At 38.3% G+C, this 22,975-nt stretch carries 21 protein-coding genes; 8 read left to right on the forward strand and 13 right to left on the reverse strand.

Annotated elements, in window-relative coordinates:
• Positions 1 to 8: 8 nt before the first annotated feature.
• Entirely contained in the window at positions 9 to 2,204 is a 2,196-nt protein-coding gene (locus C9J37_RS15320; RefSeq protein ID WP_107896028.1) for a DNA topoisomerase III, read from the reverse strand.
• Between the two features lie 572 nt (positions 2,205 to 2,776).
• Here C9J37_RS15320 and C9J37_RS29415 point away from each other — a divergent pair.
• Positions 2,777 to 2,911 carry a hypothetical protein gene (locus C9J37_RS29415; RefSeq protein WP_268808014.1) on the forward strand — a complete coding sequence of 45 codons (135 nt, stop codon included), beginning with the start codon at positions 2,777 to 2,779 and terminating at the stop codon, positions 2,909 to 2,911.
• Positions 2,912 to 3,011: 100 nt separating this feature from the next.
• Here C9J37_RS29415 and C9J37_RS15330 read toward each other — a convergent pair whose 3' ends face one another.
• From C9J37_RS15330 to C9J37_RS15355, 6 genes are all read right to left on the reverse strand, one after another.
• Positions 3,012 to 3,701 (reverse strand): putative RNA-binding protein, encoded by a 690-nt coding sequence (locus tag C9J37_RS15330; RefSeq protein ID WP_153063493.1) that lies wholly within the window; start codon positions 3,699 to 3,701, stop codon positions 3,012 to 3,014.
• Positions 3,661 to 4,728, reverse strand: coding sequence for a glycosyltransferase family 2 protein (locus tag C9J37_RS15335; RefSeq protein WP_107896030.1), 1,068 nt, complete (start codon positions 4,726 to 4,728; stop codon positions 3,661 to 3,663). Before C9J37_RS15335 ends, C9J37_RS15330 begins: the two co-directional genes overlap by 41 nt.
• Before the next feature lie 105 nt (positions 4,729 to 4,833).
• Entirely contained in the window at positions 4,834 to 5,583 is a 750-nt protein-coding gene (locus C9J37_RS15340) for a hypothetical protein (protein ID WP_107896031.1), read from the reverse strand.
• Between the two features lies 1 nt (position 5,584).
• Positions 5,585 to 9,367 (reverse strand): DEAD/DEAH box helicase, encoded by a 3,783-nt coding sequence (locus C9J37_RS15345; RefSeq protein ID WP_107896032.1) that lies wholly within the window; start codon positions 9,365 to 9,367, stop codon positions 5,585 to 5,587.
• A 186-nt stretch (positions 9,368 to 9,553) separates the two neighbouring features.
• Positions 9,554 to 10,108 (reverse strand): NADPH-dependent FMN reductase, encoded by a 555-nt coding sequence (locus tag C9J37_RS15350; protein ID WP_024362785.1) that lies wholly within the window; start codon positions 10,106 to 10,108, stop codon positions 9,554 to 9,556.
• A 123-nt stretch (positions 10,109 to 10,231) separates the two neighbouring features.
• A complete protein-coding gene (locus tag C9J37_RS15355; RefSeq protein WP_107896062.1) occupies positions 10,232 to 11,068 on the reverse strand; it encodes an NAD(P)H-binding protein in 837 nt (278 codons plus the stop codon).
• 219 nt (positions 11,069 to 11,287) lie between these two features.
• On the opposite strand from C9J37_RS15355, the gene C9J37_RS15360 reads away from it, so the two are divergent.
• The 5 genes from C9J37_RS15360 (at position 11,288) to C9J37_RS15380 (ending at position 15,526) form a co-directional block, all read left to right on the forward strand.
• A complete protein-coding gene (locus tag C9J37_RS15360) occupies positions 11,288 to 12,334 on the forward strand; it encodes a PseG/SpsG family protein (protein ID WP_107896033.1) in 1,047 nt (348 codons plus the stop codon).
• A gap of 210 nt (positions 12,335 to 12,544) precedes the next feature.
• Positions 12,545 to 12,730, forward strand: coding sequence for an SE1832 family protein (locus tag C9J37_RS15365; protein ID WP_024362782.1), 186 nt, complete (start codon positions 12,545 to 12,547; stop codon positions 12,728 to 12,730).
• Between the two features lie 90 nt (positions 12,731 to 12,820).
• Positions 12,821 to 14,383, forward strand: a complete 1,563-nt coding sequence (gene abc-f / locus C9J37_RS15370; RefSeq protein WP_107896034.1) for a ribosomal protection-like ABC-F family protein — start codon at positions 12,821 to 12,823, stop codon at positions 14,381 to 14,383.
• A gap of 268 nt (positions 14,384 to 14,651) precedes the next feature.
• On the forward strand, positions 14,652 to 15,056 hold the full coding sequence (gene spx / locus C9J37_RS15375; RefSeq protein ID WP_024362780.1) for a transcriptional regulator Spx: 405 nt from the start codon (positions 14,652 to 14,654) through the stop codon (positions 15,054 to 15,056).
• 23 nt (positions 15,057 to 15,079) lie between these two features.
• Positions 15,080 to 15,526 carry a MarR family winged helix-turn-helix transcriptional regulator gene (locus tag C9J37_RS15380; protein ID WP_024362779.1) on the forward strand — a complete coding sequence of 149 codons (447 nt, stop codon included), beginning with the start codon at positions 15,080 to 15,082 and terminating at the stop codon, positions 15,524 to 15,526.
• A 130-nt stretch (positions 15,527 to 15,656) separates the two neighbouring features.
• On the opposite strand, the gene C9J37_RS15385 is transcribed toward C9J37_RS15380, so the two are convergent.
• The 4 genes from C9J37_RS15385 to C9J37_RS15400 form a co-directional block, all read right to left on the reverse strand.
• Positions 15,657 to 16,205, reverse strand: coding sequence for an RNA polymerase sigma factor (locus C9J37_RS15385; RefSeq protein ID WP_024362778.1), 549 nt, complete (start codon positions 16,203 to 16,205; stop codon positions 15,657 to 15,659).
• 363 nt (positions 16,206 to 16,568) lie between these two features.
• Positions 16,569 to 17,612, reverse strand: coding sequence for a zinc-dependent alcohol dehydrogenase family protein (locus C9J37_RS15390; protein WP_107896035.1), 1,044 nt, complete (start codon positions 17,610 to 17,612; stop codon positions 16,569 to 16,571).
• A 173-nt stretch (positions 17,613 to 17,785) separates the two neighbouring features.
• Positions 17,786 to 18,430, reverse strand: a complete 645-nt coding sequence (locus tag C9J37_RS15395; protein ID WP_107896036.1) for a hypothetical protein — start codon at positions 18,428 to 18,430, stop codon at positions 17,786 to 17,788.
• Positions 18,431 to 18,507: 77 nt separating this feature from the next.
• Positions 18,508 to 18,768 carry a transposase gene (locus C9J37_RS15400; RefSeq protein WP_024362775.1) on the reverse strand — a complete coding sequence of 87 codons (261 nt, stop codon included), beginning with the start codon at positions 18,766 to 18,768 and terminating at the stop codon, positions 18,508 to 18,510.
• 197 nt (positions 18,769 to 18,965) lie between these two features.
• Between C9J37_RS15400 and C9J37_RS15405 the strand changes: the two genes are divergently transcribed.
• Positions 18,966 to 20,351 (forward strand): dipeptidase, encoded by a 1,386-nt coding sequence (locus C9J37_RS15405; RefSeq protein WP_107896037.1) that lies wholly within the window; start codon positions 18,966 to 18,968, stop codon positions 20,349 to 20,351.
• A gap of 170 nt (positions 20,352 to 20,521) precedes the next feature.
• On the opposite strand, the gene C9J37_RS15410 is transcribed toward C9J37_RS15405, so the two are convergent.
• Together C9J37_RS15410 and C9J37_RS15415 are read right to left on the reverse strand one after the other, a co-directional pair.
• Positions 20,522 to 21,094, reverse strand: coding sequence for a nitroreductase family protein (locus tag C9J37_RS15410; RefSeq protein ID WP_025218519.1), 573 nt, complete (start codon positions 21,092 to 21,094; stop codon positions 20,522 to 20,524).
• A gap of 100 nt (positions 21,095 to 21,194) precedes the next feature.
• Positions 21,195 to 21,689 carry an amidase domain-containing protein gene (locus C9J37_RS15415; RefSeq protein WP_024362771.1) on the reverse strand — a complete coding sequence of 165 codons (495 nt, stop codon included), beginning with the start codon at positions 21,687 to 21,689 and terminating at the stop codon, positions 21,195 to 21,197.
• Positions 21,690 to 21,874: 185 nt separating this feature from the next.
• Here C9J37_RS15415 and C9J37_RS15420 point away from each other — a divergent pair, with 185 nt between their 5' ends.
• Complete coding sequence (locus tag C9J37_RS15420) at positions 21,875 to 22,897, forward strand: DUF2804 domain-containing protein (protein ID WP_107896038.1); 1,023 nt, start codon at positions 21,875 to 21,877, stop codon at positions 22,895 to 22,897.
• Positions 22,898 to 22,975: the final 78 nt, after the last annotated feature.

A 22,975-nucleotide genomic window follows, 5' to 3' on the forward strand; every position in this document is an offset into this window, starting at 1 on the left:
CCGATGATTTAATTATCAGAGTTAAAGCCTTTTAATAGATCTGCAAACGGATTATTCAAAGGTTCTTCTTCTTTTGCTTGTTGTTTCAAATACTTTTGCACACTTCGCTTATCCACTTTTCCGCCACCTTCTTTTTTGCGACGAGCTTCAAAGGCAGATAATTTTTCACGATGTCCACATTTGCATACGAAGATTTGACCATCGCCTTCACCACGTAACTCTAGTTTTTTCTTACATTGAGGACAACGAGCGTTCGTTATGCGAGCTACGTTTTTCTTGTATCCACATTCACGATCTTGGCATACAAGCATCTTACCTTTCTTACCGTTCACTTCAAGCATTGGTTTGTTGCAATCAGGGCATGATTTCGTTGAAATATTATCATGCTTATACTTCTTATCGCTTGATTTGATTTCTGCAACTATTTTTTTCGTGTGTTGCTTCATTTCATTGATAAATACTTCTTTCTTCAATTTCCCTTTTGCAATCAACTCCAACTTTTGTTCCCATTCAGCAGTCGTTGCAGGTGAGCGTAATTCTTCAGGCACTAAATCTAATAGCTGGCGACCTTTTGAGGTAATATAAATTTCTTTACCGCCTCGTTGCTCAATCATAAAGGAATTAAAAAGCTTTTCAATAATATCGGCACGCGTTGCTACAGTACCTAATCCCCCCGTTGATTTTAAAGTATCGGCTAACTGTTTATCATTACTCTCTAAATACTTTGTCGGATTTTCCATCGCAGATAGTAATGTTGCTTCATTAAAACGTGCTGGAGGCTTTGTTTGACCCGATGTTTGTGCAATTAAATGAACTTCTAATGTTGTGCCATTTTCGATTCGAGGGAAAACTTGCTCTTTTAAGTCGTCATTCGATTCCTCATCATCAAAGCGGTTTTCATATACTTCCTTCCAACCAGCTACAGTGATTGTTTTTCCTTTTGCAACAAAATTTTCATCAGTAATTTTCGCGCGTAACGTTAATTGTTCAAATTCATGTGCTGGGAAAAATACCGCTAAGAAACGTTTTACAACTAAATCATAAATCTTACGTTCTTTATCATTAAAGTTTGCGAAATTTACGTATTCTTCAGTTGGAATGATCGCATGGTGATCAGAAACTTTAGCATCGTCTACAAACGCTTTAGTTGCTTTTATAGGTTTAGATAAAACTTTGTTAGCAAACGGGCGGTATTCACCAATTCCGCATGCTTTTAGACGTTCTGGTAACGTTGCTACGATATCGCTTGAAATATATCGTGAATCAGTACGAGGATACGTTAATACTTTATGTTGCTCATATAGCTTCTGCATAATATTTAAAGTTTCTTTCGCAGAGTAACCAAAAATTTTATTCGCATCGCGTTGTAATTCTGTTAAGTCATACAGCCCAGGTGCAAACGATTTTTTAGGCTTACGCTCAACTTCAATTACCTTTGCGTTGTTGTTACCTAGTTTTTTAATGATGGTATCGATTTTACCTTTTTCAAAGCTACGGCTATTGCCTTTTGCATCTTGCCAAGTAAGTTTTAAATTATCTTTTGTTTTTGCTTCAATACCGTAATATGTTTGAGGTTTAAAATTTTTAATTTCTTCTTCGCGAGCTGCAACCATGGCCACAACAGGTGTTTGTACACGCCCGCAGTTTAATTGTGCATTAAAACGTGTTGTTAAAGCACGTGTTGCATTCAATCCGATATACCAGTCAGCTTCACTACGAGCTACAGCAGCATGATATAGATTTTCATAATTTTTTCCTGGTTTAAGATTTTCAAAGCCCTCTTTAATTGCTTTGTCGGTTACAGAAGAAATCCATAGACGTTTGATTGGCTTTTTAGTGTTTGCTTTTTCAATAATCCAGCGTGCTACTAATTCGCCCTCTCTCCCAGCGTCCGTAGCTACAATTATTTCTTTTACATCATTTCGAGTTAGTTGCGATTTCACCGCATTATATTGTTTACCTGTTTGCTTCATTACAACCAATTTCATGCGTTCCGGAAGCATTGGTAAATCTTCTAAATTCCATGTTTTATACTTCACGTCATATGCTTCTGGGTCCGCTAATGTTACAAGATGTCCCAGTGCCCACGTCACAATATATTTGTCGCCTTCTAAAAAACCATTCCCTTTTTTTGTGCATTTTAGTACATTTGCGATGTCACGCGCAACGGATGGTTTTTCGGCAATTACTAAACTTTTTGCCATATTTTCATACTCCTTTACTTACATCTGTCATGTTAAATATACCACAAGTAATGCGTTATATTTTTTTAGCTACTCTTACTTAGAAGTCCTACTAAGGTGATGAGTGGAATTTTCAAAAGTATTAAAGAATGATATTAAGTATGCATAGGAAGGCTGCTAGTTTATCAGGAGCAGCTAGCTTGGCAGAGTGATTTGGATAGAACTTATATTGGGATGTTAGAGAGCGCGCTAGGCATCCTAGTTTAACGACAATTTTCATATGAAAATGTAGTATCACATTGCAATCAACTGGTTCAATATTCAATGTGCTGTAGAAGAAATTTTGTATGAAATTGATTAGTTGCGTCTTGAATTTTCTTTTTTTCATCTAGTAAAATGTATATAAGCTAGTAAAATTTTTAACTGTTGTATCATTCATCGTTCCATCCCTCATATTTGCCTATATTGTATTCCATTAAGGTTTTATAATTAAACATTTACATAAAAAGTATTTTTAAAACTGCATACTCCTATTCCCTTAACATATATTGAATTGCCATAATATTCTCAAAATTATAAAGGAGGAGAAGAAAATGCAAGCTCAAGACTTTAGACCACGAAATGTGATTATTATTACGATTATTGTTGTTTTATCACTTATTATTGGTCACGCGATTTATGTAGATTTTATTGATGTTTCTTCATATGTAAATGAAATCGTTGAATAAGTTCTAAAGTATTCCATTGGTTTTAGGTAACTTGTGCAAAACTGAATCAAGTGAAGCTTTGTGGCAGTCATTAATATGTAAGTGGAATCATGCCATAAATTTATATAGTAATAAAAAGAAGAATCTGCATAGCACTCTTTACTGTTACGAGGAGGCGTATAGGCAGATTCTTTTTTCTACACTTATGGGAGTTTATAGTGCTTTCGCGGGTAAAGTGCTTTACTCCGCGGGTATTCTTCTCCTTTTCGCGGGTAAACACCTTTACTCCGCGGGTATTCTTCTCCTTTTCGCGGATAAACACCTTTACTCCGCGGGTATTTCTCTCCTTTTCGCGGGTAAACACCTTTACTCCGCGGGTATTTCTCTCCCTTTCGCGGGTAAACACCTTTACTCCGCGGGTATTTCTCTCCTTTTCGCGGATAAACACCTTTACTCCGCGGGTATTTCTCTCCTTTTCGCGGATAAACACCTTTACTCCGCGGGTATTTCTCTCCTTTTCGCGGGTAAACACCTTTACTCCGCGGGTATTTCTCTCCTTTTCGCGGGTAAACACCTTTACTCCGCGGGTATTTCTCTCCCTTTCGCGGGTAAACACCTTTACTCCGCGGGTATTTCTCTCCCTTTCGCGGGTAAACACCTTTACTCCGCGGGTATTCTTCTCCCTTTCGCGGGTAAACACCTTTACTCCGCGGGTATTTCTCTCCTTTTCGCGGGTAAACCTCCTTACTCCGCGGGTATTTCGCAACCAGTCATTTGTGTAGCTGTTTGCGAAGATATTGTTGATGGTCAAGTATGCGTTGATCGTTTGGTTTATGGTGGCGTGCTGCTTCATTGTGTTCATAGGCATTTTCATAAAGCCGTAATCGATCATATAATAGACTTAATTGATAATGCGGTATCCATGTTGAGTATGCTCGTTTGTAAACGCCAATAGTGCAAGGCGTTACTTGTAAAGCTTGGGAATACCAATAAATTGCTTCCTTATTTTTCGATTGCGCCATAAAGTGTTGGCCAATTCGACAGCATGTTTCCGGTTTTGGTTGATCATACAATAATGATTGAAAAACAGCCTGTGTCGCATTCTTGGTATCTTGTAATTGCTCATAGCAATCTGCTAAATTTAAACAAGCTTGAACTTGGGCCTCAGATGTTTCGAGTGCTGTATCTAAAAATGTATGATAGTGATTAATTGCTTCTAAAAAACGGCTGTGTTGTTTTAATTCATTTGCATAATGGAAAAAATCTCTTGGCGCAAATGTATATCCGTCTGCTATTAACCGCTCATATATGCGTAGATTACAAGCTGTTTGTTGCTTTACTGGTAAATGTACAACTGCTACATCACTTTTATAAATGTTACCTGTTACATCCAAAAACTCATGCACCGCTCCCCTCCATTGATAATGTCGTGCACGCTTTACTAGACGGTATCTTTTTTCACTCGTTGCTACAGTGCCATCCGCCTCTAGCGTTATAACATAATCCATTGAAACTGCATCTATGCTTGGATAAAGAAATTGCTTTAATTGTACTAACTTTTGCTGATCTTCAGATGTGAGCACATCATCTGCATCAAGCCACAAAATATAATCTTTCGTTGCTTGCTGGAAGGAAAAGTTCCGCGCCTTTGCAAAATCATCGCACCACGGAAAATCAAAAATTCTAGAGGTATAGTGCTGTGCAATATCCTTGGTACGATCAGTTGAGCCCGTATCAATAATATTGATTTCATCCACTACATGTTGGACGGAATCCAAACATCTTTCGAGCAAGCTTTCTTCATTTTTGACAATCATACATAAACTAATCGTTATCATTAGGACCCCCCTTTATGTAAGTAATATATGCAGGCTATAAAATTTGCACGCTTTTATCTAAATGCACAAAAAAACGAACGGCAACTGCGCCGCTCGTTCTCGCATTTATAAATATTGTGCACGCCATTGTGGCTGCTCTTGGTCTGTAAGTTGCCGTTCAAGCTCTTCGTCCCATTTATTTAACAAGGTATTCCATACACGAACGTAGATAATATCTTGTTCCTTATCGTAAAGAAGAAATTCTAGACATGGAATATCATTGATTTGTTTCGCTTCTGATGTCACAATGGTTTCGATTATTTTCTGCGAGCTTGATGCTTCTTGCTCTTCCTGCTGTAAAGCTATAAGCAACATTGCCTCATCAAATTGTTCTTGCTGCTCCGCCTCTTTATCAACATAACGATAAGGAGGCGGCAACTCATCAAATTCCTCTATCTCGTCTTCTCCAACAGGGAGAATCGCTTGGTGGCATGGACTAAATAACAAAGTCGCTGTTTCGACTTCTAACTCCTCTTCGAAAATGCCACGTGCCAACTGTTGTTGTCCTTTAGGGGTTAATGTATAGAAGCCCTCCGATTGTTCGATAAGACGCACGCGAGACATTAATGATACTAAATCCTCAATAAACAGTGGGTCTACTAGTAAAAGCTCACTTAACTCCTGCACATTTTGAAAATTCGCTTCCTGCATGCTTATTAACAGCATTTGCATCAAGACATCCATCGTAGAGCGACGAATCGGCTCATATGTTACCTCAATGGTACGAATTGGAATACACCAATCCGTTGCCTTTACTATTTTGACATGACGATTTTGTTGTAACTCTCTCATTAAACGTTGCTGTATTTTCAACACCCTACATCACCTGTCCTTTATGATTACGTAAGCCATTGTAGGATTTCACCGTTGTTAAAAGATTGCTGTACATATCACGTGTATCCTGATGTTTCGCACGCTTCGCAAACATATCAGCACTGCCGACAAGCATTAACAGTTCTCGCGCACGAGATAGCGCGACATTTAACCTGCGATAATCTCTCGCAAAGCCAATGTCCCCTCCCTTTGGCGTATTCCGCACCATACTCACTAAGATGACATCCATCTCCATCCCTTGGAACTTATCGACTGTGCCCGTTCTAAATTGGAGATGTGGTAACTGTAATTCCTGTTGGAGAAGGCGATTAATTTTCTTCACCTGCTCGCCATAGAAGCTAATAACACCTACACTTTTCTGCGCGTCCTGTGGTATGCGTCCAGCCTTTTTCGCTTCCATCACGGCAGTATTCAAATCCGTTAAAATATGACGAATTGTTTGTAATTCTCCTTCATTATAACGACTTGTGCCACCTTTAACTTGTTCCTCTAAAAACGGTCTTTCCGCTGGCATATCAATCCATAGCAAATGATCATCACGACCGACAAATTGCCCTTCTAAGCCATGGTCACGGGCCGCATCCGAATCTGGTAATCCACATTGCAAGCCGTTTTCTTCCTTGTCGTAAAATGGTGTAATGCTGTGCATAATTTTTTCATGCATACGATACTGCAATGCAAGCATTTGCTTATGTGTTGAAGGTAGGTTATTAAATAATCGCTCAAATAGCGACTCACGTAGCAAGCTTTTCAACTCTTGCGCCCCATCAAAATTAGGATTTTCTTCTAGCATGCCTTTCAACGTTTCCTCCAACGTATCATCACCAAGCAACGGCGGTAATTGATGATGGTCACCCACTAAAATAATTTTTTTGCCTTTTAACATCGGTAATAATAGCTCTGGCGGTGTAGCCTTCGATACTTCGTCGATTATGACAACATCAAACGTTGGATAGTTCTCCATAAACTCCTTGCTTGCCGAAGCAACGCATGTTGTGCCGATTACGTTGGCATGACGCACATACAATTTACGAATTTCATCTAAATCATATTCCGTAGCGTTTTGCAGCTTATCGCGCCATTGCTCTTGTAATTTCTTACGTAGAGGTAGCTGCTGTTGTTTTCGATGGAGCTCTTCTAAACTTTCATTTGCTGTTTGAATAGCTTCCTTCACTTCTTCTAATGTGCGCTCTGGCGTGGATTGTAGCAATGTTGTTAAAGCCGTTAGTTGTTTTTCCTTTTTAAGTCCTTCTATATTAATAGCTTTAATTTTTTCTTCTAACTGCGCTAGCTCTTCGTCAATCTCTTGTAAGCTTGCCTTAGCTGTTTGATGTGCCGCTCTTTTCGGTAAGAGCTGTGTATTTGCTTGTTCAACAGCCTGAAGCTGCTGACGGGCTGTTTGCACAGAGGTTTGCGTTGTAGTTACGAGCATTTTCAACTGCTCCACAGATTCTTCTGGCATAGTCTCAGCTTGGAACGTATTTGCAAGTTGTTGTAAACGCTCGGTATGGGCTAAATACGGCTGCAATTGACGCTGCAAGCTTTGTACATCGAAGCTTGTAATTGCACATTCTTGGTGTATTAAACTCGCGATATTTTTGCGGAGCGACTCAAATTCACGATCTTTATGCTCCTGTTGTTGGCGAAGTGCCATCCCCTTTTGCCACACAAAATCGCGACGCATATACAGTCCCAGTAAATAGCTTTCTAACTGTTCCACTGACGGTGTTTGCCCTTCTTGAAATGAGGCATTTAGCTGTGCAAAAACGCCGTTTAAATTTTGTAGGGAGAACGATTGAACAGGCTGTTGACGACTTTTTGCAAGCGCCCGCTCTTTCCCTTCAGGTGAAACCGACGCTTCAAGTTTTGCAATCGCTTTTTGTAGACGCGTATTAATGGTTGCCCATGCTTCTAAATCTTTGGCATCCTCTAAATGCTCTAGTCGTCGAATTTGCTGCGCTAACACAGGTGAAGGTTGAACTTGATAATGCTGTAAAAACCGCTGGATACGGTCATAGGTTGTTAATGAAGCGATATAATTTTGACTTTCCTTCATGAAAAGCAATCGCTTATTTTCTTGTTCATATTTCACTTGAATATCTTGAAACTGGGTTGTGAGTTCTTGTTTTTCTACAAGTAATTCTTTATATTGAATAGCCGCTTGCCATTGCTCTATTTTGATGGTGTTGTCTTGAATCGTTTGTTGTAACTGTTCAGCAGATGCGTATTCAGCTACTATGTGCTCCTGTGATTGAATAGCGGACGCTAACTGTGCAAGCTGTTTTTCATAATGCTCTTTTTGTGCTTCACTCGCTTCTTTTTCCGCTTTTGCCGTTTTTAACTCTTTTTTTAGCGATTGAATTTCTTTTTGTAAAATGGGTTCGTCTATTGCTGCTTGCTCCTTAGCAGCAATTTCCTTTGTTAGTTCTTCGAGCCACGCTTGCAATTTCGCTAGCTCATCAGTTGTTTTACTTATACTCGCTTGTAATTCTTGTTCACGTTCAGTAAAAGCAGTAATTTCTTCTTCAACAGCTGCTAATGTTTGCTCACGCCAATGTAGGGCAACATTTTCCTCAATGAATTTTTTCCCCTCTTCTTCAATACTTTCTGTTCGGCCATATCGTAAAATACGAATTTCTTGATTGGAGAGAAGTCTTCCTAAGGCATTATCAACAGCTAAGTTTGACTGTGAGGCAACGAGTGTTTTTAAGCCTGCTTTTACGTTTTGCTGGCAAATCTCTGAAATAACCGTTGTTTTCCCTGTTCCAGGGGGCCCTTGAATAACATACAAATCTTCTACAGATAACGCGCCGATTACAGCTTTACGTTGATATTCATTTAAATTATTATGAAACTCAATATCTTCACGAAGCTTTGCTGTACGGACAGTCGGACGCTTTTCGAATAAAATCGTCTCTAAGCTTGCATTTACTGCTTCACCTTTTTCAAGCTTTGTAAAGCCGTTACGTAAGCGTCGAATTTGACTTAGTGTCGCAAAATTACTAAAGCTTGCTTGTTTTGAGCGCAAATTTAGCTGGTCTTTGCGTGCTTGCTCCTGTGCAAAAGGCTTTAAGTCAACTTCCACTGTTTGCTTACCCGCATTCGCTTTTAACACTTGTCCAATTTCACCACGGACCCCTTGGATGCTCACACTTAAACCTTCAAGTTGCTTCCATTCCTTCGCTTTCACATATGGACATACTAGTGTTAAACGTGAAAAATCTTCATTATAGTAGCTTTGTTTAAAGTCTGTATGAATATCATCGATTGTCGCATCACGTTCTTGAATTTTTAAATAGCCTTCCCAACTTGCAATACGCTTTTTCACATATTCTGTCCGTTCCTCTGCAATCGGTAGCTCTCTAATTTTCGTGTGAAGATCAAGCGGGATACCAGCCCCATTATTGGGCTTTGTGACAAATTGCAAAGCCGCTGGTAAACGACGATTCGTATTGATTGGACCACGCATATGTACAAAACGAATATTTGTTGCTAATAACCCTTCCACTTTTAACACACAATCCATAATCGCTGTTTTTCCGGCCAATATACTGTCTAACTTTTCATTATGCTCTGCATTAAAATAAATCGATAAAAACGTTTCGCCAATTGTTTTTGCTTTTCTTTTTTCAATATAGACGGTCAATGTTTTTTGTAACGCAAAAAAGGCATGCTCATTTGCTGAGCATTCCTCTACCGCCTCCTTCGCCTTATTCGTCAAAATTAAATTACAGCGTTGTTTCTCTAGTAAAGCGATGTTCTGCATGAGCTGCCCTCCCTTCCGAATTCACTAAAGTATTATTTTATCATATCGTAAAAGGTTTTCAGAAAAGAAAAATCCCCTGCACAGTGATTTCCTTCCACTGTACAAGGGACTTTATAATATTGCAAAATTACGCATCAGTGTAACTCTTGCTCGTCATAACTGTTTAGGAACAGTACTTACCTTTATTTAATGTTGGTCTATTGTTTCTTTCGGTAATGATTTACTCATTTCACAGTACTGAACAAAAACGCGAGCCATTTCACGTAAACGATTATGAACATCCTCGTCTACAATTTTATTGTCTGCATCAAAATGTGATGTATGTGTATAGACATAGTTTGGTGTTACAAGCGCACGGAAGTAGTCTAAAATTGGTTTTAGTTGATTTTCAACTACTAAATGGTGCTGATATGTGCCACCATTCGCTACGATAGAAACAGGCTTATAACGCATCGTTTTCGGATGTAAGAAATCGAATGCATTTTTTAACACACCTGGAATTGAAGCTTGGAAAATTGGTGTAGCAATAATATACGCATCCGCTTCTTCAAATTTTTGAATCATTTTTTTCATATCATCATTTAATGGTGAACCATCGACAATTTGATGCTTATATTCACTAAAATGCATAATTTCTAAGTCGAAACTAGCATCGAATTCTTTAATATAATGCTCTACTTGCTCTAAAATAGCACCAGTTTTACGCCCAAACATTGTGCCATCAACGAGTAAAATTTTCATATTCATTTTGCCTCCACATTCATCTTCTACAATAATATTGTAACAAATGAATAGAGTCACGGGAAGAATTGTAGCAGTCAAAACATGAAATTCAGTCTTTAGGCGGAATGATATGAAAGGAACCTATTTTTCATTTTTGCGATGAAATGTCACCTCTTTGTCTACTACGCTTTCTTCCACTTTAAATTTATCTCGATTAATGATAACCTCTCGATTTACCTTGTCCGCTTCAGATACATCTGCACCTTTTCGCTTTTGCCAATTAAATAGCTCCTCACGTGCAAACTCTTCGCGAACCACTTTTGGAAAATCCATTGTAGCTAGCTGTTGGGAAGGATAGATGGTCACTGGTTGCTTCTTGCCATGTAGCGCAATAACAATCATCGCTTTTGCCACCTGCGAAGCATCGATAGCACGCATACGTTTTAATGGTCCTATTAGCAAAGGTTTAGCAAGCTTTAACACCTTTTCGCCCGCTTTTTCGCCAAAACGAAATTCATCTCGTTGCCCTACTAACAGAGATGGACGAATAATGGATAAGCGTTGCATACCCAGCTCTATTAAAGCCTGCTCCAACTTCCCCTTCACCCGATTATAGTAAACTTTTGACCGTTCATTTGCACCCATTGCCGTTATAACAAGCAAATGCGGAATCCCTTGTTTTTTCGCTAATGAAGCAATAGCTAGTGGATATTCAAAATCCACTTTTTCAAATTCTTCACGTGAGCCTGCCTTTTTGATTGTAGTACCTAAACAACAATATAACTCATAAGCAAATTCAATATCTTTTTCTTCTAGTGTATCGAAGTTACGAATCTTGACCTCTAACTTCGGGTGTTCATAGTGAAGCTTTCTTCGTGCAATAACGATTACCGAAACGTATTCATCATTTTCACATAACTGTTCTATGAGCGAGCTTCCAGTTAACCCAGTGGCTCCCACAACAATTGCCGAACGCATACCCAATCTCTACTCCTCCTATCTGCCTTAACATAGACGGTTACTAGATATGTATAGTATGAATAAGAACATTAGCTTATCCTCTCTATTATTCATCGGTATGACAAACGCCATTTTTGAAGTTTAACTGCATACTTTATTTATCTAATGTTAATTTTTACACATACTTGCCCATTTTTCACCATAATTTAAATAGACAGATGAAAGGATGGGATACATTTGCAAAACGAAACACAAACAATAAAACCGAAAAAATCGATTGTTTTCATAATTGAAAGCTGTATTGATAAAGGGCTGTATCCTTTTGAACGGGTTGCAACATTGGCTAAGTTGCTTGTGCAAGAGGACGTTTTCATATTCGTCAAAACCCCTTCTAATGATGGGATTCAAATTTTAATGAATCACAATCTTTCACCAATACTATTCGATCTTTTTGACGAATTACCTAAGCAAATCAAAGCCATACAGCCTGATTTAATTGTCAGGGACGGTCGTAACTCCGAAAGTTGGCAAGTGGAAAGTTTACGACCATTCTGTAAAACGATGATTCATTTTGATGATTTTGGTGATGGTGGCCAAGCCTGTGATTGTGTGTTACTCGCACTCTATCAAGAAGTGAAAGATTATTTTCCATCTCATTATATTGGTGGCAGTTTCGCCTTTGCATTACCAGAAGCCTATCAACATTCAGATCCATTACCTGATGTTAAAGTACCTGAAAACCCTCCTCATATTGTTGTTGCTTTTGAGGATGGGGACGAGCATAACTTAACGTATCGAACTCTTCGCCACCTAACCCAGCTACAAATCCCACTACAAATTACAGTCATGATAGATGATAGCTATCGCCATGCGACGGATGACTTGCAAATGATGGTACTTAGTCGTCGTAATACTGCAATATTGCGTGATAAAGACGCACTTCTCAAATTATTACCCAAAGCCGATGTCATTATCTGCAATGCGAACTACACACCTTATAAAATTGCTTCTTACGGTGTACCTTGTATTACACTTGCACAAACGGAGAACGAGCTATTACATGCTTTTCCTCGTGAGCATAATGGCTTTATACACCTCGGTCTCGGCCGTAAGATGAAACAATCACAAATACAAAATGCAGTGATGGAGTTTTTATTGCATGAGGCTCGTAGTGAGCGGGCTGTAAAAAAACAGCGACAGCTGAATCTCGCAAGTAATAACCAAACATTGGAATCATTATTACTTGATTTCGCTTATGATCGACATAATATCGCTTCAACTTAGTGATTCTTTTAAGGTGAATATGATACAATATATTAGAATTTTTCACTTCTTTTCCCCCTGCTTCTAGTGAATGTAGGCTAGAATTTTCAAGGGCGTTTAAAGCATCAGTACCCGATTGATTTTAACAATTGAGCGGTGGGGGATGATAAAACCTCCATCGCTTTTACACGCATTGGTAATACAAATGAAACGATAAAGGAGCGACATACCATGCCAACAAAAAGCGATATTGAATATCAAATTAAAGAATTAAAAATGGATTATATGAATTTACAAGGCGACATTGAAAAACTTGAATCTACAGGCCATAATGACCAAGTCGCTAAAGCAGAGCAACGCCTAGCTAACATGGAAACAAAGCTAGCCGAATTAAACAAACTACTAGCAGAGCTTTAATATTTTGCATATTGCAACTGTATGTAATAACAGTCGTACAGCGAATCTATCTACACAAGACGTAATCGAAATTATGGAGGAACAACCTATATGGCAATATTAACAGTTGAAAATTTAGGTCATTCGTTTGGTGACCGCACACTTTTTAAAGATGTTTCTTTCCGTTTAGTTGAAGGCGATCATATTGGTCTTGTCGGCGCTAACGGAGTTGGAAAGTCTACTCTAATGGGAATTATTACAGGGCAAACAATTCACGATGCCGGAAAGGTTGAATGGCTACCTGGTACACATTATGGCTATTTAGACCAACATACTGTGCTGACTGCTGGACGTACTATGCGCGATGTATTGCGTGATGCCTTCCTCCCTCTATATAAAAAAGAAGAAGAGTTAAACGAAATTACAGGTAAGATGGCTGAAGCGACACCTGAAGAATTAGAAGATTTACTAGAACAAATGGCAGATGTTCAAGATGCACTTGATGCTGGTGATTTTTATTCACTCGATATGAAAATCGAAGAGGTTGCACGTGGTTTAGGTTTGGATGCGATTGGACTTGAACGTGATGTAGCTGCCCTGTCTGGTGGTCAACGTACGAAAGTATTACTGGCAAAGCTTTTATTAGAGAAGCCAAAGGTATTATTACTCGATGAGCCAACGAACTATTTAGACGAAGAGCATATTACATGGTTAAAAAACTATTTAAAAAACTATCCACATGCCTTCTTATTAATTTCCCATGATACGGAATTTATGAATGAGACAGTAGATGTGATTTTCCAATTAGAGTTTTCAAAACTGACTCGCTATACAGCTACGTACGAGAAGTTTTTAGAGCTAGCTGAAATCAATAAACGTCAACATATTGATGCATATGAAAAGCAACAGGAATTCATCAAAAAACAAGAAGACTTTATCGCAAAAAATAAAGCGCGTTACTCTACAACGGGTCGAGCTAAATCTCGCGCGAAGCAGCTTGATCGTCTAGAACGAATTGACCGTCCTGAAACAGCAGTAAAACCTGAATTTGGTTTCAAAGAAGCTCGTACACCAAGCCGTTATGTAGTGGAAGCTGAAAATTTAGTCATCGGTTACGATAAAGACAAGCCCTTACTACCACCACTTTCATTTATGATTGAACGCGGCGAGAAAATTGCCTTAGTCGGTATGAATGGTGTTGGTAAATCTACATTATTGAAAACGATGCTCGGTAAAATCAATCCGCTAAGTGGTACAGTTATTCGTGGGGATTATTTAGCACCTTCTTACTTTGAACAAGAAGTAAAGGCAGATAAAATTACACCAATTGACGATGTCTGGAACGCCTTCCCATCCATGGAACAGGCACAAGTACGCGCCGCATTAGCACGTGCTGGATTAAAAACAGATCACATCACTCGCCCACTTAATTCTTTATCTGGTGGTGAGCAAGCGAAAGTTCGTTTATGTAAGCTCATGATGGAAGAAGCCAACTGGTTACTATTTGACGAACCGACAAACCACTTAGATGTCGATGCAAAAGAAGAATTAAAACGTGCTATGAAAGAATTTAAAGGCACAATCGTACTCGTTAGCCATGAACCTGATTTTTATGAAGGTTTAGTAACGAAAGTATGGAATGTACAAGACTGGTTCACATCTGGTCAACAATAAATAGTGCCAGTCACCCACACAATTCAAAATTGTGTGGGTGACTGGCACTTCCTCTAAACTTACATCATTGTAAGCTTATTTAATGAAACTTTTCCCTCTTTCCAGCGTATATTTAGTATAGATTAAAAAATATCATATTCTCTTAAAAGTTTTTTAAATAACTATTGATTTATATATAGCTTACTAGTAAGATATATGTATAACCTATTTAACTTACATATAAGCTATTCATAAAATATAATCTAACAAAGAAAGCGGGGAATGAAGAATGACAGTTACAATTTACTCACAAGCGAGCTGCTCTTCATCCAGAAAAGCATTAAAATGGTTAAAAGAACACAACATTGAATATAAAGAAAAACGTATTACATCACATCCTCTTACACTTGCTGAATTTAAAGAAATTTTAAGCATGACAGAAGATGGCACTGATGAAATTATTGCTACAAACTCAAATGATTTTAAAAATCTTAATATTGATATTGATCAGCTTTCTATTCAAGAGCTATACGCGATTATTCAGGCGCACCCAAGAATGTTACGTAGCCCTATCCTTATAGATGAAAAACGTATCCAAGTTGGGTACAATGAGATGGACATTCGTCGTTTTATTCCACGTAAAGTACGTGCTTACGAGTTAAACGCGATGACAAGATTGGCTCAAGAAAGTTAAAACTGTTTTGGAGATGACCTTATATGGATCAAGAAAAACAACAAGCCATTACCTCATTATTTGAAGTTGTCTCTTCTATCGAGCGTAAATGGGCAAACGAGTGGAATAATCATAATGTACTCGGCTTTTCAAAATCCCATATTTTAATTTTAGACTACTTATCGCAGGAGGGACCAAAGCGCCCTTCTGCTATAGCTGAGCGCTTAAAAGTTACAACAGGTGGCGTCACAGTATTAACGACCAAACTGATTAATGCTGGCTTTATCGAAAAAACACAGCACGCTACCGATCGCAGAGCCTCGCAATTAGTTATTACGACCGAGGGTGAAGATATCCTTGAAGAATCACGTCAACAAGTTAGCGAAATTATTAACAATATGTTTGGCATGCTGTCAGCAGAAGAGGTGCAAACATTACGTGATATTTTTGCCAAGTGTTTACTAACTGTCGATACTAATCGTCAAGATTAAATTTTCAGCTTTGTGTAGAAACACGAATAAGGATGCATCGCAAATTATTGTTTGCAATGCATCCTTATTTTGATTGGCCGAACGAATACTTCCGTCTAAGTAGTTAAGATAGTGCGACCAATTGTTTTTATTACGCTGGTAGCACAGCCTCGACAATTGACACATCAGCCATAAGCATTTCTTTTAGGCGCGCTTTCGCACGGAATAAACGAGATTTCACCGTCCCAATAGAAACCTTCATAATAGTAGAAATTTCAGCAAGTGAATATTGGTCTATGTAGAAATACCATAAAGTTTTTCTATAGATTGCATCTAACTGTCCCATTTTATCCTGTACTAGCTTTGTCACAATTTCTTTTTCAATTTTTTCTTCTGTTGAAATTTCATTATTGGGAACCAAATCTAAAATCGGTACGTCTAATGTTTCAGGTTGGTTCATCATGTACTTACTGCGTCGTACTTTTTTTCGATAGCGATCTCTAAATGTGTTCATTGTAATTGTTGTTAGCCAAGCTTTAATATGTTCTACTTCGGCAACGCTATCTTCGTAGCGTACGACTTTGACCCAAACTTCTTGCATCAGATCTTCTGCTTCTACATTATTACGAGTAAGTTTCAAACATAAATGGTATATATAACGATTATATTCCTCATATACGCCTTCTAATTTTTCATTCATTGTGTATTCCTCCGCTTCTTGTTCTTGCTTCTATACACATTCTCGCAAAATAATGTATTACACTCTATCGTATTGGCTTTCAATTTCATTACAATCGTGTAAGCTTAAATGCTTTTACTTGTAATATTCGTAAAAAATGTTTTACTACTATATCTCTTTTATATGAAAAAACCTATGAAAACCCTTCCAAATTCAAATTCACATAGTCGCATTTAATTATTGTAGGCTTAATATTACTTTTGCTTATATAAAGATTTGTTTATAACTAATAGCGAAGCTTTACACAGTACCTTTATCACTATCATCAACATATACAAAAAGCTCTTAAAAGGTATTACCCGCTTTAAGAGCTTTTTAAGCTATTTATTGAAAATCTATAATGATTTTTAATGCATGCTCATCCGCCGCATTAGCAAATGTTTCGTAAGCTTCCATCATGTCGTCAAATTTATAGCGATGTGTAGCTAACCTTTCTGGCTTAATCTTCCCTGTTTCTAAAGTTTTTATTAGCATCGGTGTTGTGCTTGTCGATACTAAACCTGTGGAAATTGTCACGTTGCGAATCCATAAATCTTGTAATTGCAAATCGACAGGTTTACCATGGACACCAACATTAGCTAAACGACCTCCTGGTGATAAAATTCGCTGGCAAATATCGAATGTTGCAGGGTAACCTACAGCTTCAATTGCTACGTCAACTCCACGACCATCTGTCATTTCAAATATTTTATCGATTGCAGCTTGGGCATCACGTGAATTGATTGTCTCTGTAGCACCAAATTTCTTGGATTCTTGTAAACGATTATCATCGAGATCAATCATTATAATTTTTGAAGGAGAGTAAAATTGCGAAGTTAATAGTGCAGACATTCCAATTGGACCTGCACCTACGATAGCTACTACATCACCTGGTGACACTTGACCATTTAATACGCCAATTTCCAAACCCGTTGGTAAAATATCAGAAATCATAACAGCAGCATCATCAGATATCCCTTGTGGAATGTGGTATAGAGAGTTATCAGCATGTGGAATATGAACATACTCTGCTTGTGTCCCATTGATTAAATGACCTAAAATCCACCCGCCATCTTCACAATGAGCATATAAAGATTTTTTACAATAGTGACATTTACCACATGACGTCACGCATGAAATAATTACTTTATCGCCTACTTTAAAGTTTGATACACCTGCCCCTACCTCTTCAACAATTCCAATACCTTCGTGACCTAAAATTGTCCCCTCTTTAACAGCAGGTACATCGCCACCTAAGATATGCAAATCCGTACCACAAATAGTTGTTTTCACAAGACGCACCACTGCATCGCTATCTTTCACTACACGAGGTTTGTCTACTTCACGTAATTCCTTTTTACCTGGTCCTGCAAATACTAGCGCTTTCATTTAGAATTCTCCTCTCTCAATAGATTTGTAGACTTAATATACTTTAAATATAATTAATTATTCAGAAAACGTCAATATTGTGGACGATTTTAAGTTAATTTTTATAATTTTTAGAGACAAAAAAGCCTTCTTAAATATCGCCATTTAAGAAAGCTCTCGTATTCACATTATTCTCATTTATCTATGGAAGCATGTCCTCGACGCAATCGATATTGTGCACCCGTTAAAAATGGCACCATCGCTTGTAAACATGCATCATCATATAAATACTCTTTAAAAACAATTGGTGGTAGTAACAGCTCTTTTTCTTTACAAGCTTCTTTACAATGTTCAATAAACGCTGGTTGTAGGCTAGTATACAAAGCTGATGGCATTGGAAACTGGTCATATGCTTTCTGTATAGCCATTACCAATAAGTCTTCACTTAGTACTTGATCGAAGCTGAAACCCGTTATTTTCTTTGTATGGACATCTATAATAGACGCCATATAAGCCCATCCTTGATGCCAAGTTGGTACGTAACTTATATTGATTACCCACTTTTCGTTAGCTTTTGTCGTTTCGAAGCCTATATTTACTATTGGTTCCGGAACTTCTTCTACTTGTGCTTCCCTTGCCATTTTTAATACACGCTGGACCTTCCGCAAACTCCCTTGAAAGCCTCGCATTTTCAATATTTCATATAGCTGTGCACCATTATAAAGTTGCCCATTTTCGATAAATATTTGTTCAATTTCCTCTAATAACGCTTCCGATGCCGACTTTCTTGATGACTGTTGCTTTTTTTGCAATCCACTGTAGTAAGTACTTTTGGGCAAGTCTAATAGCTCACAGAGTACTTTAACAGCATGTTTTTTACTTTCCCGTTCTATATAATCAATTACATCTGTATCATCTAATTGGCTGCGAATATGGTAATAGCCTTTTTTAAAATATCGACCTCTTGTTTTAATCGTTCGTTTTCTTTTTGAACGGTTAATACTTCTGCCTTCGTCATGTCGGTGACACCATCAACTGGTGTATATAACTTTATCCATTTATAAATGGTTACTTCAGATATACCATATTCGCTTGATAATTTACTGACAGCGGTGCCGAGGCGATATTGTTTTACAAGCTCTAATTTAAAGTCAGATGAATATCGTTTATTCCCCATACAACTCCCCCTTTTTTCTCCTATTTATAATAGTTGCTTGTCATAACAATGTCTAGGTTGCTGAAGGATAGTTCCGTATGAATCATCGCTATTGCAGCAATAAATAATGTTTTGGAAAGCATTGCTACGACAGGATTCCCCAACCACATTATGCTATACTATTTCTATTATCGAAATATTGAAAGAGGGATGAATGTATGACGCAATTACAGACATTAAATGCTTATTTTGCTGAACATCGTGAGGCGCACTTAAATGAATTAAATGAATTTTTACGTATTCCAAGTATTAGTTCATTATCTGAGCATAAAGGCGATATTCAGCATGCCGCAGAATGGCTAGCTGATGCCTTCAAGAAACTCAACTTAGAAAACATTTCTATCACTCAAACTGCTGGTCACCCTGTTGTTTATGCTGACTGGTTACATGCAGAAGGCAAACCAACTATTCTATTTTACGGTCACTACGATGTACAGCCAGTTGATCCATTACATCTATGGGATAGCGAACCGTTCAACCCTACGATCCGTGATAACAAATTATATGCACGTGGCGCAAGTGATGATAAAGGTCAAGTGTTTATGCACTTAAAAATGATTGAAGCACTATTTGCAACGACTGGTACTTTGCCAGTGAACGTAAAATTCATCTATGAAGGAGAAGAAGAAATCGGTAGCCCTCATCTGCCTGCCTTTGTTGAAGAACATAAAGAAAAATTAGCAGCTGATTTAATTTTGATTTCTGATACAGGTCTTTATGGCCCTGGTAAACCAGCAGTATGCTATGGCTTACGCGGTCTTACAGGCGTACAAATTGATGTGCGTGGCGCAAAAGGCGATTTACATTCAGGCCTATACGGTGGCGGTGTACAAAATGCCATTCATGCACTAGCAGAAATTTTAGCATCCTTCCGCGACGAACACGGTACAATCCAAGTAGAAGGTTTCTACGATAAAGCATTACCATTAACGGAAGAAGAACGTGAAGCTTATCGAGCACTAGGCTTTGACGAAGACTCCGTAAAAGAGGAAGTCGGCGTATCTGAATTGTTCGGTGAAGCAGGCTATTCTTATTTAGAGCGTACTTGGGCCCGTCCAACTTTAGAAGTAAATGGTGTATTCGGCGGATTCTCTGGCGAAGGCATTAAAACTGTACTTCCTGCTGAAGCTGGTGCAAAAATTACTTGCCGACTAGTACCAAATCAGGAGCCAGAAGAAATCGTTGCTTTATTAAAAGCACATATCGACAAACATAAGCCTGCTGGTGTAGAAGTAACGATTTCAGAATTCGATAAAGGCCGTCCATTCTTAACACCATTTGATCATCCATTTATTCAAGCAGCCGGTCGTTCCTACGAAAAAGTTTATAATGTACCTACCGCTTACACACGTGGTGGTGGTTCGATTCCAATCGTTGCTGCCTTTGATGAAATTTTAGCTTTACCAGTTGTTTTAATGGGCTTTGGTCTATCGAGCGAAAACTTCCATGCACCAAACGAGCATTTCCATTTAGAAAACTTCGATAAAGGTTTACGTGTATTAGGAGACTATTTATATGAGGTTGCAGCACTAAGTCAATCGTAAACAACACAACTTATCCGCGATGTACTTTGCTTTACCCGCGAAATACTTTGGGTTATCCGCGCTTTATTACCATTTACCCGCGGAATACCCGATTTTACCCGCGCTTTACTGCGGTTTACCCGCGATAATAAAAATCCCCTCGCCATTTTGGCAGGGGATTTTTCATTTGTTTATTCACCAAAATTCGTTACAAACTGTGCTGATGTTTTTCGTTCTTTGCCTTTTGGTACTTCATCAAAATAACCTACCTGTAACATCGCTATTACACGTTCACCTGGCTGCACTTTTAATGCTTCACGGAATTTAGGATTATCTAAGAAGCCTGGTGTTTTCCAGCAAGAGCCAATACCTTTATCCCAAGCTAACAGCTGGATATTTTGAATAAAAATACTCGCTGCTGCGTAATCTTCTAAACGCTCTTTTTGACGTGCATCCTCTGGCACAATGACAAATGCATAGCCACCAGGCAATGTAAATTTTGCCATTTGCTTCGCTAAATCTTCACTCGAAAGCTCCTGCCATTTTGGAACAGCTAGCTCTCGTAATAGCTGATGTAGTGCAACTAAATCATCATCGCAAGCAATAACTAAACGCCACGGTTCGCGATTACCATGATTCGGTGCCCAGACAGCATCGTCAACAATGCCCAGTAAATCTTCACGTTTCACTAATTGCCCATTAAACTTCTTAATTGAACGGCGATTTATAATTGCATCTCTTACCGATAAAAATTGTTCGCTCATTTTTTTCTATCTCCTTCTAATAATAGTAGTATATATCATTATTCTTCATTTCTATCTCCAACATTATCATAAAATGATGAGCTTTAAAACTGCTAACACTCTAAGCAAAACTATCATCTATATGATAAAAATAATAGGTCATATTTGGGGTATACGCCGTAGAATCCTGATAAAAATAAGCCCTATTAATACTATCTGATGTATGTGCATTGACATAGGGAATTCCATTTTGGATACTCGTCACAATGACCGAATGATCAATTCTGCCATCTCCTTGAAAATCGTAAAATATAACGTCCCCAATGTCCAATTGTTCTGCCGTTTGCACGCGTGTAGCCTTTAAACCCGTTTTTGAGCCCTCTAAATACCATCTTAGAGAATGTGCCACGGACCAGCTAAAGCTCCAGTTGCCTTGTTGAATCCACCAGCCCCTTTCCCTATTTGGTGCTCCTCGCATCGGTGCTCCTCCAGCAAGTAAGCACTGTGAAATATAATTCGTACAATCGACATCAAAGTTCGGAAATGCCGGATTACGACTATTCCACCATAAATTCGCATATTGCACAGCTGCCTGTCTGTTATACATTTTGGCCACGCTCCCCCTCCTTATGTCCATCATATGACTCCATCGTTCGTTCTATTAATTAGGTCCTTCATCGCAAAATTGCTGAAAGCTGTCACATTAGGCGCTATCTTTTCCAATTTTAAGATAGTTTTTGCTACAATAAGATTAAACAAATTGGCAATTTTTTTATTTTACGAACAGAAGGGATGTTGAATGTGAAGCAGCATGCTGAGAAAGAAATTTTACAGCCTACTCTTTTATGCGATAAAAAAGGGAATTTAAATCCAGCTGCTATTGGATTTGCACGAAAACCTCTCATAAATAGCAATTTAAGCGGACATATCATGCGTAAAAAGAAATGGAACTATTGGTGCATCTATGGCGATGAGATTTTATTCTCCGCAACGATTAGTCATTTCGATTACGCAGCTGTGTGCTTCGTGTATTTCCTTGAATATGAAACTCAGCGCTATTTTGAAAAAACAATAACAGTTCCACTCGGTGGCAAGCTCAAAATGCCAACGCATGTACTGGAATCGGTATCTTTCACAAATAGTGAAATGACAATTGATATGACCTATATTCAAAACGAAACACATTTATCTGTTTCAATCCCTACTTTTGATGGCGATGCCTTGCGTGCCAATTTAATTATTCAGCATCCACCTTCAGACGAATCGTTAAATGTCGTCATTCCTTGGAATCGTAGGACATTTCAATTTACAGGAAAGCATCATATTCTTCCTACTTCAGGAGAAGTAATCATCGGCAATCGCCGCTTTACGTTTACCCCTGAAGAAAGCTTTGCTGTACTTGATTATGGACGTGGTGTTTGGCCACGGGAAGCCACTTGGAATTGGGGCATGGCATCTCAACGTGTTCGAGGTAGGCGCATCGGACTCAACTTAGGCGGTAAATGGACAGATGGTACTGGCATGACTGAAAATGCTGTTTTTGTGGATGGGAAGATGACAAAAATACACGAAGATTTGCTGTTCACTTATGATCGAGAGGATTATATGCAACGCTGGACAGTAAAAACAAAATTTTCAAATCAAGTATCTCTAACATTCTCTCCATTTTTCGAACGGGTTGCCGCAACTAACGCAAAACTCGTTAAATCGGAAGTACATCAAATGTTTGGTTATTATGATGGAACGATTTTATTAGATAATGGTGAAACATTAGTTATTAAGCAAATGCTAGGATGTATCGAAGAACATCAAGCAAAATGGTAATAACTATTTCCTATTTCAACCTTAAAACACAAAAAAATTCGCCCTCTTTTCGCCATCGATAAAAGAGTGTCGCGAATT

Source organism: Lysinibacillus mangiferihumi (assembly GCF_003049665.1).
GTDB lineage: Bacteria > Bacillota > Bacilli > Bacillales_A > Planococcaceae > Lysinibacillus > Lysinibacillus mangiferihumi.